The sequence below is a fragment of the Thermoflavimicrobium dichotomicum genome (assembly GCF_900114055.1).
Taxonomy (GTDB): domain Bacteria; phylum Bacillota; class Bacilli; order Thermoactinomycetales; family Thermoactinomycetaceae; genus Thermoflavimicrobium; species Thermoflavimicrobium dichotomicum.
This window is the reverse complement of sequence record NZ_FORR01000019.1, coordinates 45135-61432: the sequence shown is the minus strand read 5'-3', so window position 1 is coordinate 61432 and position 16298 is coordinate 45135. Positions and strand designations below refer to the sequence as shown.

The following is a 16298-nucleotide window of genomic DNA, read 5'->3' as shown; positions in this document are numbered from 1 at the left end:
ATTGTGTAAATCGACCGTAGAATTGATCTGGCCAATTCTGGTTTACTTGCCCTGACTGACGGGAAGTATTGAAACCAAAATGTAAAAAAATAGGTGAATATAAAATAAGATGAAGGGATGAATGCAGAGTGGTGCATATTCGATTGATGAGAGAGGAAGATCATTCATTTATTTTAGATTTAGCTTCTCGTTTTCTCGATTTTCCGCAACCGGCATGGCGGGACCAAGAAAAAATGTTAGAAGCCCAAAAGAGGCTTGCTCGTGAAGCCATTTCAGGGAAGCCGGCAGGATCCAAATTGTATGTTGCGGAGGATCAGAGTGGAAAGTTGCTTGGATATCTGTTAATCGGTGAAGTGTCCGATTTTTTTACACAAGAGAAGAAGGGATTTATTTATGGACTAGCTGTAGCCAAAGAAGCAGAAGGGAAAGGAATTGGTCAGATGTTAATGAATTATGCGGAGAAATGGGCGAAGGAAAGGGGATATGATCAGGTGGCACTCAGTGTGTTTGCCAATAACCATCGAGCTCGTTCGCTTTATGAAAAGCTGGGTTTTGAAGTAGAAACCATGTCCATGGTCAAGTCATTATAATCAATCCTTTCAGTAGATCATTGAATCATGCGTTTCTCGGAAAAGATCAGATGAAGTCCATGACGTGATCATATATAATAATGAAAAGTTAATTTTTTTAATTAAACCTCAATTTAGATGATCTGATAACCAAAGGAAAATCATTTTAGGGGCAATGAACATATGGATCCCATATCACTAGAGGTGAAGCAGATTGTTTAAAAAATGGATCGCACCATTTCGGGGTGAGGTTTCTGGCCTGAGAGCACTAAAGCATGTGCAAGTGATTTCCAATTATCATCGGATTCAGGCTTCACCAGGCTATCGTAAAGCTGCGGAATATTGTGCAGAACAGCTTCAGTCATTTGGTCTGGATGCTGAAATCGTTCGATATCCCGCTGATCCGGATGTGAGTTTTGGGAATCAGCGGATGTTTCGTGAATGGCGGTGTCGTGATGCGGAATTGAGACTGATTCATCCTTTTGAACAGCGCTTGGCTCATTTTCAGGAAATGGAACTCTCGGTGATCCAGCGCAGTACAGCTACGCCTCCTGAAGGAATTACCACTGAGCTGGTGGTTGTGGAGCGAGCAGAGGAGGAAGAGAGCTATAGAACGATCGACGTTCGGGGCAAAATGGTGCTGGCTCGCGGAGCAGTGCATCGTATTTTTGATTTGGCAGTGAAAAAACATGGCGCCGTTGGAATGGTCGTTGATCCATTAACTGAGATTCCTCCCCATCGCTCGCGGGAAGATTTGTTTGATGCTGTACAATATACTTCGTTCTGGTGGATCGATGAACCAGAGACGGGATTTGGTTTTGTGGTGAGTCCACGGGTGGGCAGGCAACTTCGCGAATTGTGCAAAAAGGGGCCTGTGACCGTTTTTGCTCGTGTAGATGCAGAGCTTGTGGTGGGAGAGATGGAAAATGTGGAAGCGGTTATCCCTGGCGAGACAGATGAAGAAGTGTTATTGGTGAGCCATTTATGCCATCCCAGACCGGGCGCGAATGATAATGCTTCTGGCCCAAGTACCTTGCTCGAAGCGGCTCGTGTCCTTAACCAATTGATTCAGGATGGGAAGATTGCCAGACCACGGCGGAATATTCGTTTTCTGCTGATGCCGGAGATGACGGGAACTCACGTGTATGTACATATGCATCCGAAACGGATCCAAAAAACGATCGCTGCATTGAATTTGGATATGGTTGGGGCGGATCAGGCGAAGACAGGAAGCGTCATGACCATTGAAAAACCAAGTCGTTCGCTGCCTTCTTATGCAGGAGAACTGGTTTATGAAATATCGAAAGAAGTTGTACAGGATGCCAGTAATATGAGTGAAATGACGAAATTTTCGACGACTAATGTTGTTCTTACTGCATTTTCGGGTGGAAGTGATCATTATATCCTGTCTGATCCAAGTGTGGGTGTGCCTTGTCCGATGATGGGCACATGGCCAGACCGGTATTATCATACATCATTGGATACGGTGGATAAAATCGATCCGAAGATGATGGAAAATGTGGGGATCACAACCTGTACTTATCTGTATTGGCTAGCCAATGCAGCATATGAAGATGTGGTGGCTTTTGCGGGGAAGCTGACAGGCTATTTCTCGCAATCTTTGGCCCAGGTCACAGCCAATTACTTGACGGGAGATGTATCATGGACGCTGGCGAAGGGACAACTCGCCTTCTTGAGAGACCGTCATTTGGCCGATGTCCGATCCATGCAGAAGTTGATTTCCCCAGAGAATCAGAAGTCTTGGGAAGCATATGTACAAAGCAAAACCAAACAGATCGATGCCCTGTATAAAATCCAACGGATGGAACTCCAAGAGGTAGCGAGAGCCAAAGGGGAGGATTTTTTGCAGGATCATTCAGGAAGTGGTAAAGATCCACTTTTGTCTAAAGTATTTGTGCGTAAGTATCCCGGTCCAATCGAATTTTCTTCAATTCGAACATTAACGACCTTATCCAAAGAAACTCTGGCGACATACCAGCGTGAAGAAGCCAAAGAGCCAAAAAGTTACACACTCACGAGTTTGTTACAGTATTGGATGGATGGGCAAAGAAGTTTGCGAGAAGTGATGGATCTGGTCGAATGGGAAAGTGGAGTGCGCAATGTTCCCTTTACCCTTGCATATGTTCAATTGCTGCTGGAAACCGGTTACTTAATAGAGGTGAAAACATAAGCCAATATACTACTCAACAGCTTGTTGACAAAGCTCCGTTATATGCCGATTTGTCAACAGAACCTCCTGTTGCCGAGCAACACCATCAGAGGGGTGAAAATATAAAGCGGAGGGATGGGTTCTACGGAGTGACTGTGATGGTACAGAAGTCGTCACGGAGGAAGGAACCCATCCCGAAGCGTGAGAGAAACGTATTCCATATTTTCAGGAGTCTCATATACTACAAGAGAATTGATTAAATGAAGTTGAAAAATAAGATTCAAAGGGGAAGAATTGAATCTGAAAGCCTGTTATGGAGGCTTATTTTTCGGGCAAATGGTTGATTTATTTAGGTTTGAACTTTTCCTATTTATCACTGCTTCTATTTTATTCAATAAAAATGAATTTTTCTATTGACAAATAAAAGGCGAACATATATACTCATATTGTGCTTAACGAAAGAGTGACTTGTCTAGCATCTGGCATGGTGTTACGCCATGTATGCGTAAATGCTGCTCATTCGTCACTCGGCTCCGCGCTACTTAGGCCCCCGATAGTAGGGGTACATCGGTAATAGAACACCTAAGTAGGCGTAGCCGTGATCTATTCCTGATGTACCCCTACTATGGGGGTACAGTGGCGAAGCCAACTCCCAAGAGTGGTAGTAGACAAGTCATCTCGAAGGAAAGCTCGATCCTCATAACAGGATCGGGCTTTTTACCTATTAAGAAAGGAGATCATCAAATGGTTAGGGATGGGCAGATGGAATGGAAAAGAGCAGGACTTGAACGCAAAAGGCGAAAAGCCTGGTGGAAAGAGGCAAAACCAAGAGTCCCGTTGCCTGATTCCATACGGGAATATTTGGATAAAAATGATCCGGAGTTTATGGATGAACTGTTAAAATATGCCTTTTCTTTTACCTATGATCCCAAATCCACGCAAAAAAGTGGTGCCTGGATTTGGACGCTTTATCTGGATGATCGTCCTTTGGCACAGGAAGGGTTCAAGCAGTTATTAACCACTTGGCCGTATACAAAGTTGCTTTTATTTACTCCCAATCGCCGATGGGATGGAAAGCTGAAAAAGTTTAGATATAGCAACCAGGGTTATAGAGAGAAATATACCTTTCTTCCTTTTACAAAGCCGCTTTTTCGTTACTTAAAGGGCATTTACAAGTTGGCGGAAGAGCGAAGAGACGCTACCATTTGGGCCAGATTCGCTTATATGTGGGATCAGCGCTTTTTATACCAGCCTCATATGGTGATCAGTCCGAATACCAAAAGGTATTTGCAACGTCGGGCCTGGCGGACATTACGTCAATTGGGGGAACAGGGTTCACCAGATTATGTACATATGGCCACAGAGCTTTTGTTGTGTTATGAAGACAATGACATGAATTGGTTTAATGGCTCTCGTATTCCGTATGGTACACAAAAAGTGATCTGTCAGATTTTGTATCGTCATAGCCGTTATATCAAACTGGAACATGGTGCCATCAAATTTAAGCATGATAAGGATATTCCCCGTTTTTTAAAGGAGAGGGCAGAGGCATTTCCTGAGTTATGGGATCAACATCCCGAGCAGTTATTAAGGATCATTCAAGAAGCAAAAGCCACTCCCGTGGTGCAGTTTGCTATTCGTGCCTTAAAACAGGGAAATCCTGCATATCTGGAAAAATTATCCCTTTCGTGTTTATGGGATCTATTGAAACGCTTTCATGAAGAAGACATTGTCGCTTTTGCGATGGAAAACATCACAAAGCGTATGGATATGAAAGAGCCTGATCTGGATCAATTATTCGGGTTGTTGAATCACTCTAACTATCATGTACGGACACGAGCGATAGAATTTGTGAAGCAAAACCGGCATCATTGGACTTTTGAGCAAATTGCCTGGCTGATCCAAAAGATGATCCAGCATCCATATACTTGGTATCTAGATGAATGGATTAAACTGATTGAACAGTGTTGGATGGAAGAGTTTAGACAGCTTGCCAGCTTTGAATGGATTCGGCCACTTGGCAGGTGTTATTGGTTAAGTACTGGACAAGAACAGCTGACTTGTATGGTATTGGATTTATTAATGGAAACAAAGTCCGGATGTAAATGGGAAGATCTGTTGCCTTTCTTGGGAAATTGCATACCCCTACATGTCCGTCAAAAAATCTATGATCTGTTTATGCGAGAGAAAGACCTTGTTGATATCAATGGAATGGTTGGTCTCATTTATGCCAATGTTTTCTATGAAGATGTGCATCAACAGTTTATCCGAAACTGGTTTCAAGAACATAAGGAGTGGTTGGAGCCGAGGCAATCGGAGTTGATCCAGGCACTGTTGAAAAAAGTAACCAGCAAGCAAACATCTTCAAATAAAAATGCTTTTGTAATAAAAGAATTGTTCGGTGAAGTTTTGTGGGAAAAATTTTGCACCCTTTCGTTAGAAGAGCTGTTACCACTGTTGGAAGTGAATGACAATATACCAGAGTGCCAAAACCTGGTGAAACAATGGTTTTTGAAGCATCGCCTGCATCTGATACAAAGCGATCCTGAATGGCTTCATTTGCTTTGGAGCTGGATGGTGAATGAACAGCTGCCTGCTGAGAATAGGACCTTCATAGGGAAAGATTTATTGAGTGGAATGTTTTGGAAAGAAACCTGTCAAGCAATTCCGCTCGAAAAAATATTGAAATTACTCCATAGTGATCTGCAGTCCCTGCGGGATTTTGCGCTGAAACTTTTGGAGTCCAAGCAAGTGCTTGCAGGGCAATTTCCTTCCCCCGAACTGCTGTCATTGGCACATGCTCGTGATGCAGCTGTACGTGCCTGGGCGCGAGACCGGTTGATTCAAGTCATGGAAAAGGTAGATGAAGATGGGCTGGTCTATTTAACGCAAACCGATTGGGATGATACACGGAACTGGATGTTTGGCTATCTCAAAACATTATCGGATGAAAAAGTGACACCGAAGCTGATTTACGGTTTATTGGATAGCGCTCGCACTGATATTCAGCAGTTTGCCATGGAAATGGCAGCGATCTATGAAAAACGGATCGATCTCACGGAGTTAATGCTAAGAGCAAGTGAGAGCCCTGATCTGAATGTCCAAGCCTATGCGCTTGATTTGGCAGACCGGGTACGCTGGGATGAAGAGATATTGCGAAGAATGGAATATTTCTTCCGCACGGTTCTCTTTTATGTAGGCAAAGGGCGGAAGTTAAAGCAAAAAGCGCTTCGATTATTACTGCAATTGGGAGAGAGCGATTCCAATATGGCGCAAATCGTTTTGTCGCTTTTGGCAGATGTGGCACGTACCAGCGGGCAAAAAGATTTTGAAGAAATATTGCGGATGATGGCGAAAATCAAACAGCGTTATCCAGAGACGAAGACGGTTATCCAAATGAAAAGAATCGAGGAGGCTAGATAGATGCTGTTTCAACAGACGTACGCCAAACCCAGTGGCATCCAGCATTTGAATGGGCAAACCCTGGTTGACTTTGCTCCGGATCTTGGGCGTGAGCCTACCTTTTTCCGGGGAAAAATTGCTGATCCTCTTCGTTATCGGGATGCGATGATTGCCCTTCGGGATGTAGTGGTATCGGATTTGAATTACAAGCCGAGAGATCATGGTGCTTATCAAGCCTGGGTACAAGAACAGTATATGTTGATGATTGCTGATGTATTGGAAGAACATCGAAAAGTCTCAGAACGCATGAAGGAAATCATCCTTCGGATCAGAGAGCTGGATGCGATTCAGGATCAGCGTAATCGTGACTTTTATAAAGCGAGGCAGCGATATTTTGACTGGCTGTGGGAAAACGACAAACCTGGCTGGTATGTGCTTGATCCAGTCATTACAGTAGCTCCGGATCAAGTCTTCTTTGAAGCTTTTTCTTTGGACGAATCGGCATATGGGCGTTTGGCCGTGCATGAACAGTTGTTTAGTGAAGTGAAAGAATTTCAGTATGGCACAACCAATATAGACTTTTCGGATGCGCTGTTGGGGGAGATCAAGCGAATTCGCTCCTATCGACCCACGGAATTTCAAATCGATCCTTCCGGTTTTGAAGTGGCAACGGCAGGGCGGGAAGTATATAAAGAGCAGAAGATCGATGTCCCGGAAAGCTGGATTCGAGGCTTCTTGCAAGTCCAGTCGGCTATGAACCTGCCAACTGTTTCATTTGATGTCCAGCCGATCGATATCTACAATCTCTGCCTATTCTTGCGCCGTCATCGTGAAAAACATGGTCCACGTTCGCTACGCTTTGTATTAAAACCAGGTGCAGAAGTCAAAGTGATCATTGAACCTTGGAATGAAATCTTGGTTTTCCGCGGCTCTGTTTATGGTGGAAGTGAAGCACGGGAAATTCGCACATGGGGTCGGCGTAGATTATTCTTGCTAGAGCGACTTTTACCATTAGCCAAGAAAATCACTGTACATCTGTTGGGAACCGGTTTGCCCAGTTTCTATATTGTTGATATGGGAGCCTTAAGCTTTACACTCGGTTTATCCGGTTGGACACGGAATGATTGGGGAGCAGCAGGAAATTTTGATTTGATGGTGGGCCAGAGTACAACCGTAACACCTGAGCAAAGTACCCTTGTTTTTGAACGATTAAAACAAAAGAAAACGGCCAGTATCGGGGAATTGGCCGCATCAACAGAGTTGTCAACCGATCTGGTTCAATCGGCCGTTCGGCAGCTATGCAGTGCAGGGCGTGTCATGTTTGATTTGGAGATCGGAAAATATCGTTTGCGTGAACTGACCCGTGATCCGCTACCCATGGATCAGCTCAAATATGCAAATCCACGAGAAGAAAAGGCGGACAAGCTCGTAATCAATGGAAATGTCCATCTGGAAAAAGTAGAGCGGCATGATGAGGGTACCATGCTGGCTGGAGTTATCCATGGACAATCTATTGAAATTCAACCATCTGTGGTTCTGGATCATGATCAACGGATCACAGATGCAAACTGCAACTGCTTTTTCCATCGCCAAAATCGCTTAATGAAAGGACCGTGTGAACATATTTTGGCCTTAATTGCTTTGTACAGGCAGAAAGAAAAGCATTGAGAACGGGGAGGAGAGAGCACTGTGTCAGAAGAACAGTTCCAGCCAATGACGCGAGAAGAATGGATTGAACGTATAAAGAAAGAAGGAAGAGAAGAAGTTATCAAAAAAGAAATGATCCGCCTGGGCTTCTGGAAAGAAGAACCGGTCGACCCTGCCACTGCTGAACAAATTGCTAAGGAACAGGAAGAGCGAAAACAGCTGGTGGAGGAGTTAAACCAACTCAAAAAGGAAAGTGAAAAGCTGCCCAATATTAAAGAAAAATTGAAAGAAGCAAGAGAAAAACGAATCGAAGAAAGTAAGAGAAAACGAGCGGAACGAAAAGCAGAGCGGGAAAAAGAACGGCAAGAGGCGAAAAAGCGCTGGGAAGAATACAAAGCCACTCATGTGATCCATGTAGGGGATAGCTTTTCAGCAGGCTTGCAAAATTTTGACCACGATGAAGAGAAACTCATCCGCTTGGGACTTCCGCTCATCCGTAGTGCCATGGAAATGGCTGAAGTCATGCATTTGCCTTTATCTCGACTCAAATGGTTAACCTATCATCGCAACACAGCTACTTTGTGTCACTACGCCCGCTTTACCATTCCAAAGAAAAATGGAGGCGTCAGGGAGATTTCCGCTCCCAAAAAGGAATTGCGTCAAGCACAAGCATGGGTCAAGGAACGAATATTGGATCGGATTCCCGTTCATCAGGCAGCCTATGGTTTTGTTCCAGGTAGAAGTACGGTTGATCATGCCAAGCAACATCTAAAACAGGCAGCTGTGATCAAAATGGATCTCAAAGATTTTTTCCCTACCATAAACTTTTGGCGAGTGAAAGGTGTTTTTCGCTCTTTTGGATATAGCGAAGCGATCAGTACTTTGTTTGCGCTCCTTTGTACGGAACCTCCCCGAACAGAAGTGGAATTTGATGGCAAGTATTACTATATTGCGATGGGTGAACGGCAACTGCCACAAGGGGCTTGTACCAGCCCGGCTCTAACCAATATTATCTGTCGCAGGCTGGATCATCGTTTAAGCCGTTTGGCAGAAACCTTGGGTTTTACCTACACACGTTATGCAGATGATCTGGCTTTTTCTTGTGATGAATCGGCACTCTGCCGGATCGGTGCGCTGATGACCAAAGCCAGAGACATTATTGATAGTGAGGGATTCATGGTTAATGAAGAGAAAACACGGGTATTGCGTTCTTCCCAGAGACAGAAAGTAACGGGGATCGTGGTCAATGAAAAGCCAAATATTAGCCGAAAAGAGTTAAAAAAGTTTCGGGCGCTCTTACATAATGTGGAGCGAAATGGTTTAGAGAAAGAAAATCGCCAGAACCATCCTCGTTTTTGGGAATATATCCAGGGATATGTCAGTTATATACGGATGGTACGTCCGGATTTGGGAGAGAAATTTTCAGAACAGCTTGTTCGCATTGCCAGGAAGTATCAGTTGCGTCTATCTGCACCTGTAAGTAAATAAAGAGAGAAAAAGGATCTGTTTCTTTAAAGGACAGTTCCTTTTGCTATAGACTTTTATTGTAATTGCTCAGAAAGCGATTCAGAGTGATTCATCGATCCTGATTTTGGGTTTCTTCCCTCTCCTTTCTACTTTCTCGTTTTTGGTGTCTATGATAAACTGAATAGGTGTATTTTGTTCAGGAAATTGTCCTTTGCTGTCATCATTTAAACCAGATATAATTTTAAATAACGATAAAAAATGGGAGTTTTTATATAAGATGTACTACACTTCAATTAACTAAATTTTCCAATAACTGATCAAAAGGGGAAATTTGCCTTGGAAAACGAAAAAAAAGATTGGCTGTCGAAGGCAGTCGAGAACGCAGGAAGTAAAGAGTTGACAAGACGCCAACTGTTAAAGCAAATTCCGAAGGCAACAGGTGTATTATTAGGTTCAGCACTTGTTACCCCGCATCTCCTTAAATCGATGGGGGTATCTTTTAACGCTCCCAATCAGGGCAAGCTGCTGCCGGCCCATCCACGTACGGTCAAAAAACTGGGACATGTAGATATTCGTGCAGAAAATCAAAAACCTGGAACAACTAAATGGAAAATTACCAAACCAGCACGGCCACAGCAATTACAGGGCTATGCTTCTGATTTTTCCGTTCAACCTGAGGGGACCATTACCTTTTTTGTGCATAGTACGAAGCCATATCGAATGGAAATTTACAGAATGGGGTATTATGGAGGCGCTGGTGGACGGTTGATGAAAGTGATTGATGGCATCCGTCCGACTAAACAGAATTTGACCCCCGATCCACATCATTTTGGAGCAGCATGGGCTCCGAGCCAAATTTTACGTATTCCATCGGATTGGCCAACAGGTGTCTATATCAATAAAATGACCAATGTAGATGGAAGGGAAAGCTATATCATCTTTGTGGTTACAGAAACTCACCCAGAAGCTGATTTCGCTGTTCAAATTGCGACCAACTCTTATCACGCTTATGATAACTGGGGTGGTAAGAGTTTGTATAGTTATAACAGTAAGGGTGGAAAGCAGGCATATCAGGTTTCTTTTAACCGTCCATTTCGGAATTACTATGGTTCAGGACTATTTTTCCAATATGAATACAATCTTATACGCTGGTTAGAAAAAGAAGGATATTCGCTTACCTATATTACTGACTGGGACATTCATTACGACATTTTGGAACGGGTCAATATCAAAGCACTCTTGATCGCGGGACATGCCGAATACTGGACGATGAAGATGCGCCAAAGTGTCGAAAAGTTGTCGGCAACGAAATTCAACCTGGCAAACTTTAGCGCCAATGTTTGTTATTGGCAAGTACGTTACCATGAGGATTCTACAGGCCGCCCTGGTCGCTTGATGGTATCATATAAACAGTTTGCCCAAGAAATGGATCCTTATCGAGTGACAAACAAAACGCTTACTACAACCAGATGGCGTGATCAACCTGTAAACATGCCCGAAGACAGTCTCTTTGGAGTTATGTATACAGGTATTCCAAAAGCGACCGTCCCGATGGTTGTAAGCGATGCTAAGCACTGGTTGTATGAAGGAACCGGTCTGAAAAATGGCGACAAGATTCCTGGGGTGATTGGTGGGGAAGTGGACAGTTATGTACGCAATCTCCCAGGTGTTGAAGTCATTGCCAAATCTCCAGTCATTTTGTACGGAAAGAAAAAATTGGCCAATGTTGTTTGGTACAATAAACCGACTGGAAAGAAAGCATTTTCTGTAGGTACATTCTATTGGAATTGGTTCCTTGATCCCATTCACCATACTGTCCAGGCGAAGGAAAACAAGCATATTCAACAAATTACCAAAAATGCCTTGCGTGAGCTGGCGAAATAAAGAGAACTGCTACCTGTTTTAGGTAGTAGTTTTTACTTGGGTTGTTAAAGGCTATTCTGCTTTGGGATCAGTTTTAATTGCAAAGAAAAAGGCCACCATCTGGTGGCAGTAGTCATTTCTAAGAAGAGTTTTTCTGTGGAATAGAGAAAGGAATGGAAGAAGAGAGGTCATTTTCTGTCCAAAGGTTTCCAAGAAGCGATTCCAGCCAAGCTTTGACGGGTATTATTTATGCTGGTCATTTTCTTTTTGTTCAGGATTGGTGGGAGACGTGTTGGTTTGGGCCAGGTTTTTAATCATTTCGTTGATATCAATGCCAGAGACCTGTTTCACCATTTCTGGTGTTTGAGCCATCAATTGAGTCACATAATTGCTGACTTTGTTGGCTCCACCGTCACTGCCAGAAGAATCGATGACGGTAATCTTATCGATATTCCCAAGCGGTTGGGCGATATGTTTAGCCAGCTCAGGCAGCATTTTGGCAATGAGGTCCAAGACGGCTGCTTGACCGTATTTCTCGAATGCTTCCGCTAGTTTTTGTTTGGCTTCTGCTTCTGCCAACCCTTTGGCACGAATGATTTCTGCTTCTGCCATCCCTTCCATTTTTTCCACTTCTGCTTTTGCAGCACCACGTGCTTTTTCTGCTTCTGCTTCCGCGAACCCTTTGGCACGAATGGTAGCTGCTTCCGCTTTTGCTTTGGCTTCCTGTTCAAAACGATAAGCTTCTGCAGCTTGCTCTTTGGCGTAACGTTCTGCATCCGCTTTTTTGCGTACTTCCGCATCATACTGTTTTTCGCGGCGGAGGATTTCTTTTTCTTCCAGCTCAATTTCTTTTTGCTTCCGTACCAATTCGATTTTCATCTGTTCTTCAACAACTTGTTGTTGATAACGATTTGCCTGTAAATGATAGGCTTGATCTGCTTCCGCTTTTTTCATGTCTTGTTCAATTTTAAACTCCGCGATACGAATTTCTTTGTTTTTCGTTGCTTCAGCAATATTGGTTTCGGCAATTAAGGATGCTTTGGTTCCTTCTTCACGAGCTTTAGCAGTTTGAATTTCTGTATCGCGAATGGCTTGGGCTTCAGCGATGTCCGCATCGCGCTTGACTGCGGCGATCCGGGGACGGCCGAGTGCTTCCAGGTAACCATTTTTATCGCGAACATCTTTAATGGTAAAGGAGATAATTTGCAAGCCCATTTTTTTCAGATCGACTGCAGCGACGGTTTGTACTTCTTGAGCAAATCTTTCACGATTCTGGTAGACTTCTTCAACTGTTAATGTACCAAGAATTGCTCTTAAATGCCCTTCCAATACCTCACGGGCTTCATCATTCAGCTGCTCATTGCTCTTTCCCATGAATTGTTCAGCAGCTGTGGCCAAATCTTCAAGGGAACTGCCAATTTTGATGATCGCGACACCATCGACGATAATAGGAACGCCTTTGGCGGTGTATACTTCCGGGGTGGAAACCTGTAATTTATGCGATAAAAGGCTAAGTCTTTCAGCCCGTTGGAAAATGGGAATGATAAAAGTACCGCCACCACGAATGATTTTGATTTTTCGACCGGATTCATCGGTCAAGACGTTTTTACGTCCCAGCATGCTTCCGGTTACGATTAATGCGTCTTCAGCCCCTACGGTTTTATAGCGGGACCAAAAAGCGATGGCTAGCACCAGCAGTACTCCCACGATCACTAAGACAAGAGACAGAGGGCCAGAAAGGAATTCCATTTATATCACTCCACTTTCTCATTGGCTAAGAAAGGCTGAACCAATAAAGTATGCCCAATGACATCAGAGACCATGATTTTGGTGCCTTGAGGGATCTCCTCTCCTGTTGCACTTTGGGCGATTTGATTGGTATTTCCTCCACTCGTTGTAATAATGACTTCACCGAGTCCCGTGGCAGGGATCGTCGTCGTTACCATTCCGGTTCTTCCTTTTAGGTCACTAAGGCGAAAGCCTACGGATGCTTCGATATTTTGGGCTGGTCGTATGAGTAAGTAGTAAAGGAGGAAAAAAGAAGCGACAGCCAGGATGAGTGAGAAGATGAGGCTCATGCTCCGGGTAAATGATGTATAGTTGGTGAATATCACTCCCGCTCCGCCGAAGACGGTTAATCCCCCAAAGACTGTAACGGAAGAGAGCATCGGAAGTTCAAAGGGGAAAAGGCTGTCCAATAAGCCGTCAAGAATATTGCTAAAAATGAAGCTAAGTAGGGTGACGGCTATTCCCAATAAAAAACAACACCAAAAAATAATCTCAAGTATGAAAATCCCCCCTTCGTTGTCTCTATTTTTATTATACAGAATCATATTCTGGAAAACGCGTAGAGAAAATAAAAAATCCATGGACAAGCCATGGAATATGAACGGAAATGAAAAGATGGAAACGGTTTTTAGTTTGTTACTTCAATGACTGACACGTGACTGTCTTTTATGGTTAGGAGATTTTAAGTGTCACGAAAAGCATGAGGACAGCCATAAACAATAGAGAAAGATTTAAAATCATAATGTATTTCTTTAAAATTGACTGCGCTTGTGCGGATTGAATCCCATTTTCCTTTAAGTTTTTTAAAAGTTTCGGCCCATAAAAGGAAATTGTAAAGATAAAGAGAAGAACAAATAGCAAACCAAATCGTTCCTTCACAATGTACCATAACTCTTTGGTACCAGAGTATTGCAAGAGCATGTATACACCCGCAAGCGTAGCGAGGACAGCTGTAGGAATAAACATGGTGAGGTTCCAGCGATGTGACTTGGAAAGGGCATACTCCATAGTCTGAACATTGTTAGAGCGAATGGCATCTCGCAGATACATGGCCATGAGCGCCGTACCACCGAACCAGGTGGCTATACACACTACATGAATAAATAAGGCAATTTTGTAATCCATTCTTTACACCTCTTTACTTAGGAAATAATAACCATATAATTGTTGATATTGGCATTTTTCCGTTCGCCACCTTTACCACCGTGAGCGCGTTTGAAGTGATCACTCTCTAGCCAGTTGAGGAAGTCTTCTTTGCTTTGAAAAACCGTTTCTGCAATGAGATGTGAATGATCCTCTGCTTGCAGTAGACGAAATGAAATAAATCCTGGTACTTGTTTCATTGACTCAGGTGCTTTGCTAAACCGTTCTTTCAGCCTGGTGAGTTGCTCTTCTGACTCGACTGGTAGTCGGTTTTGAACCAAATACATATTGAACCCCCATCTATTCATTATTGAAAGCAACCTCCAATAACAAACTATATCATCTTTTGGGGTGAAGCTAAAGAGAGCGAAAGGGCTATATACGAAAGGAAGCAGGGGTAATTGGATCACGATCTTCCAATCTCTAATGAAATTGTCTTTAATGACTCAAATGTCTAGAAAGTTGATCTAGAGATAGATAATAGATGAAATCGCTTTCAAAAAATTGGAATAATAGTTAGGAGGAACTTTTCATGGCAAGAAGGAGTAGGAAATGGGTGAGTCTGATCATCCTTCTCTGTATTTGTCTCACAGCTTGTAGTATGGTGGATCCTGTTGGAACAGATCAGCTTAGTTTGAGTCATGAACAAATATTACGTATTGCTGATACAAATGAATTCACTCATCTGGATCCAGCCAAAGCGGTAGATAATGGTTCGTTCATTCTTTTAAATAATGTTCAAGAAGGTTTGATGCGCATTAAAGATAAACAGCCCGTCAAAGGCATTGCTGAGGAAGTGAAAGTCAGCCCGGATCACCTCACTTATACATTCAGATTGCGAAAAGATGCCAAATGGAGTGATGGAGTTCCAATCACAGCCTATGATTTTGAATATGGTTGGAAGAGAATACTTGATCCTGAGCTGAAATCATCATACTCCTTTATCTTGTATCCGATTAAAGGAGCAGAAGCTTATCACGAGGGCAAAGGATCCGAAGAGCAGGTAGGTGTGACAGCGATTGATGAGAAAACGCTGGAGGTTAAACTGAAAGAGCCGATGTTGAACTTTTTAAGCCTGACCACATTGCCTGCTTATTTGCCCCAGCGAAAAGATCTGGTCAAAAAATATGGAGATCAGTATGCGACAACGCTTCAACATGTAGCTTACAGTGGCCCCTTTGTGGTAAAGGAATGGACACGGGCGAAAGTTGTTTTGGTCAAGAATGACAAGTATTGGGACCGAAACAGTGTCAGCTTGCAAAGAGTGGATATTCGTTTGGTCAAGAATATTGACAGTGCTGTTCAATTGTACCAATCCAACCAGGTAGATATTGCACCGATTAGTCGGGAATATATTGACTCTTTCAAGCAGTCGGAGGATCTGAAACGAGCAGAGAGAGCCACTTCGTACTATCTGGTCATGAATCAGAAGGATCATTTCCTTAAGAATCCAAATGTGAGAAAGGCCATCAGCCTCAGCATTGACCGTCTACAAATTACAAGCCAGATTCTCAAAGATGGATCTACACCTGCTGAAGCTTTGGTTCATCCAGCGATTACCGGATTGGGAAACAAGTCATTTCGAGATGTAACCAGAAAAAAATGGGTTACTTACAATCCGGATGAAGCCAAGGCTTATTTGGAAAAAGGACTGATGGAACTGAAAATGAAAAAGCCGCCAGAGAAGATTCGCTTACTTAGCTATGATGATGACAAAAGAGAAGTGGCAGTGGCAGTGAAGCAACAATTACGCAAGGTATTGGGATTAAATGTACAGGTAGAATCGGTATCCAGTGAGGAAAAGCTGAAGCGTCAAGAAGAAGGAAAATTTGATATTGCTGTTTCCAGTTGGGGAGCAGACTATAATGATCCGATCGCTTATTTGGAACTATGGTCCTCAAATGGGAAATTGAATATAGCTAATTTCGAGAGCAAAGAGTATGACACCCTGTTGAGACGAGCGCATAAAGAAGCCGATCCAGAAAAAAAGATTCAATATTTAAGTCAGGCAGAAAAAATACTGGTTCAAGATGAAGCGGTGATTGTTCCTATTTTTTACCGTGTCAGTTCCTATTTACAGAAACCTTATGTGCGGGATTTCTATAATCATGCCATTGGAGCCGATTATAGCTTGAAGTGGGTGTACTTGCGAGCTGAGAAAAAGTAATGGATCCTATTTCTCTCTCCTGCCAATTGAGTAAAAATACGAGGCCATCCTGAAAATATGGATGTGTTTCTCCAGCGCTTCG

Annotated in this window: 11 protein-coding genes; 7 read left to right on the top strand and 4 right to left on the bottom strand. The window is 43.2% G+C overall.

Annotation, left to right across the window (positions count from 1 at the left end):
* Positions 1-128 precede the first annotated feature (128 nt).
* The 6 genes from BMZ78_RS15200 (at position 129) to BMZ78_RS15175 (ending at position 11139) form a co-directional block, all read left to right on the top strand.
* Positions 129-590: a GNAT family N-acetyltransferase gene (locus BMZ78_RS15200; RefSeq protein ID WP_093231270.1), complete on the top strand. Its 462-nt coding sequence runs from the start codon at positions 129-131 to the stop codon at positions 588-590.
* A gap of 193 nt (positions 591-783) precedes the next feature.
* Positions 784-2760 carry a DUF4910 domain-containing protein gene (locus tag BMZ78_RS15195; RefSeq protein ID WP_093231269.1) on the top strand — a complete coding sequence of 659 codons (1977 nt, stop codon included), beginning with the start codon at positions 784-786 and terminating at the stop codon, positions 2758-2760.
* A gap of 723 nt (positions 2761-3483) precedes the next feature.
* Positions 3484-6162 carry a hypothetical protein gene (locus BMZ78_RS15190; protein ID WP_093231268.1) on the top strand — a complete coding sequence of 893 codons (2679 nt, stop codon included), beginning with the start codon at positions 3484-3486 and terminating at the stop codon, positions 6160-6162.
* Positions 6163-7809, top strand: a complete 1647-nt coding sequence (locus tag BMZ78_RS15185) for a hypothetical protein (RefSeq protein WP_093231267.1) — start codon at positions 6163-6165, stop codon at positions 7807-7809.
* A 21-nt stretch (positions 7810-7830) separates the two neighbouring features.
* The gene (locus tag BMZ78_RS15180) at positions 7831-9276 is read left to right on the top strand and encodes a reverse transcriptase family protein (RefSeq protein ID WP_093231266.1); all 1446 of its coding nucleotides are present in this window, start codon (positions 7831-7833) and stop codon (positions 9274-9276) included.
* Between the two features lie 315 nt (positions 9277-9591).
* Complete coding sequence (locus BMZ78_RS15175) at positions 9592-11139, top strand: N,N-dimethylformamidase beta subunit family domain-containing protein (protein ID WP_093231265.1); 1548 nt, start codon at positions 9592-9594, stop codon at positions 11137-11139.
* A 222-nt stretch (positions 11140-11361) separates the two neighbouring features.
* Here BMZ78_RS15175 and BMZ78_RS15170 read toward each other — a convergent pair whose 3' ends face one another.
* The 4 genes from BMZ78_RS15170 to BMZ78_RS15155 form a co-directional block, all read right to left on the bottom strand.
* Positions 11362-12867, bottom strand: a complete 1506-nt coding sequence (locus tag BMZ78_RS15170; RefSeq protein WP_093231264.1) for a flotillin family protein — start codon at positions 12865-12867, stop codon at positions 11362-11364.
* Positions 12868-12872: 5 nt separating this feature from the next.
* The gene (locus BMZ78_RS15165) at positions 12873-13451 is read right to left on the bottom strand and encodes an NfeD family protein (protein WP_482255530.1); all 579 of its coding nucleotides are present in this window, start codon (positions 13449-13451) and stop codon (positions 12873-12875) included.
* A 127-nt stretch (positions 13452-13578) separates the two neighbouring features.
* Positions 13579-14031, bottom strand: a complete 453-nt coding sequence (locus BMZ78_RS15160) for a hypothetical protein (RefSeq protein ID WP_093231262.1) — start codon at positions 14029-14031, stop codon at positions 13579-13581.
* Positions 14032-14048: 17 nt separating this feature from the next.
* Positions 14049-14336, bottom strand: a complete 288-nt coding sequence (locus tag BMZ78_RS15155) for an antibiotic biosynthesis monooxygenase family protein (protein WP_175482511.1) — start codon at positions 14334-14336, stop codon at positions 14049-14051.
* Positions 14337-14581: 245 nt separating this feature from the next.
* On the opposite strand from BMZ78_RS15155, the gene BMZ78_RS15150 reads away from it, so the two are divergent.
* Positions 14582-16216, top strand: coding sequence for a peptide ABC transporter substrate-binding protein (locus BMZ78_RS15150; RefSeq protein ID WP_093231260.1), 1635 nt, complete (start codon positions 14582-14584; stop codon positions 16214-16216).
* The last annotated feature ends 82 nt before the right edge of the window (positions 16217-16298 follow it).

Excerpts from the sequence above, each read along its gene's own strand:
- BMZ78_RS15190 (WP_093231268.1), top strand. The coding sequence starts at position 3,484 with ATGGTTAGGGATGGGCAGATGGAATGGAAAAGAGCAGGACTTGAACGC.
- BMZ78_RS15185 (WP_093231267.1), top strand. The coding sequence starts at position 6,163 with ATGCTGTTTCAACAGACGTACGCCAAACCCAGTGGCATCCAGCATTTG.
- BMZ78_RS15170 (WP_093231264.1), bottom strand. The coding sequence starts at position 12,867 with ATGGAATTCCTTTCTGGCCCTCTGTCTCTTGTCTTAGTGATCGTGGGA.
- BMZ78_RS15165 (WP_482255530.1), bottom strand. The coding sequence starts at position 13,451 with ATGATTCTGTATAATAAAAATAGAGACAACGAAGGGGGGATTTTCATA.
- BMZ78_RS15160 (WP_093231262.1), bottom strand. The coding sequence starts at position 14,031 with ATGGATTACAAAATTGCCTTATTTATTCATGTAGTGTGTATAGCCACC.
- BMZ78_RS15155 (WP_175482511.1), bottom strand. The coding sequence starts at position 14,336 with ATGTATTTGGTTCAAAACCGACTACCAGTCGAGTCAGAAGAGCAACTC.
- BMZ78_RS15150 (WP_093231260.1), top strand. The coding sequence starts at position 14,582 with ATGGCAAGAAGGAGTAGGAAATGGGTGAGTCTGATCATCCTTCTCTGT.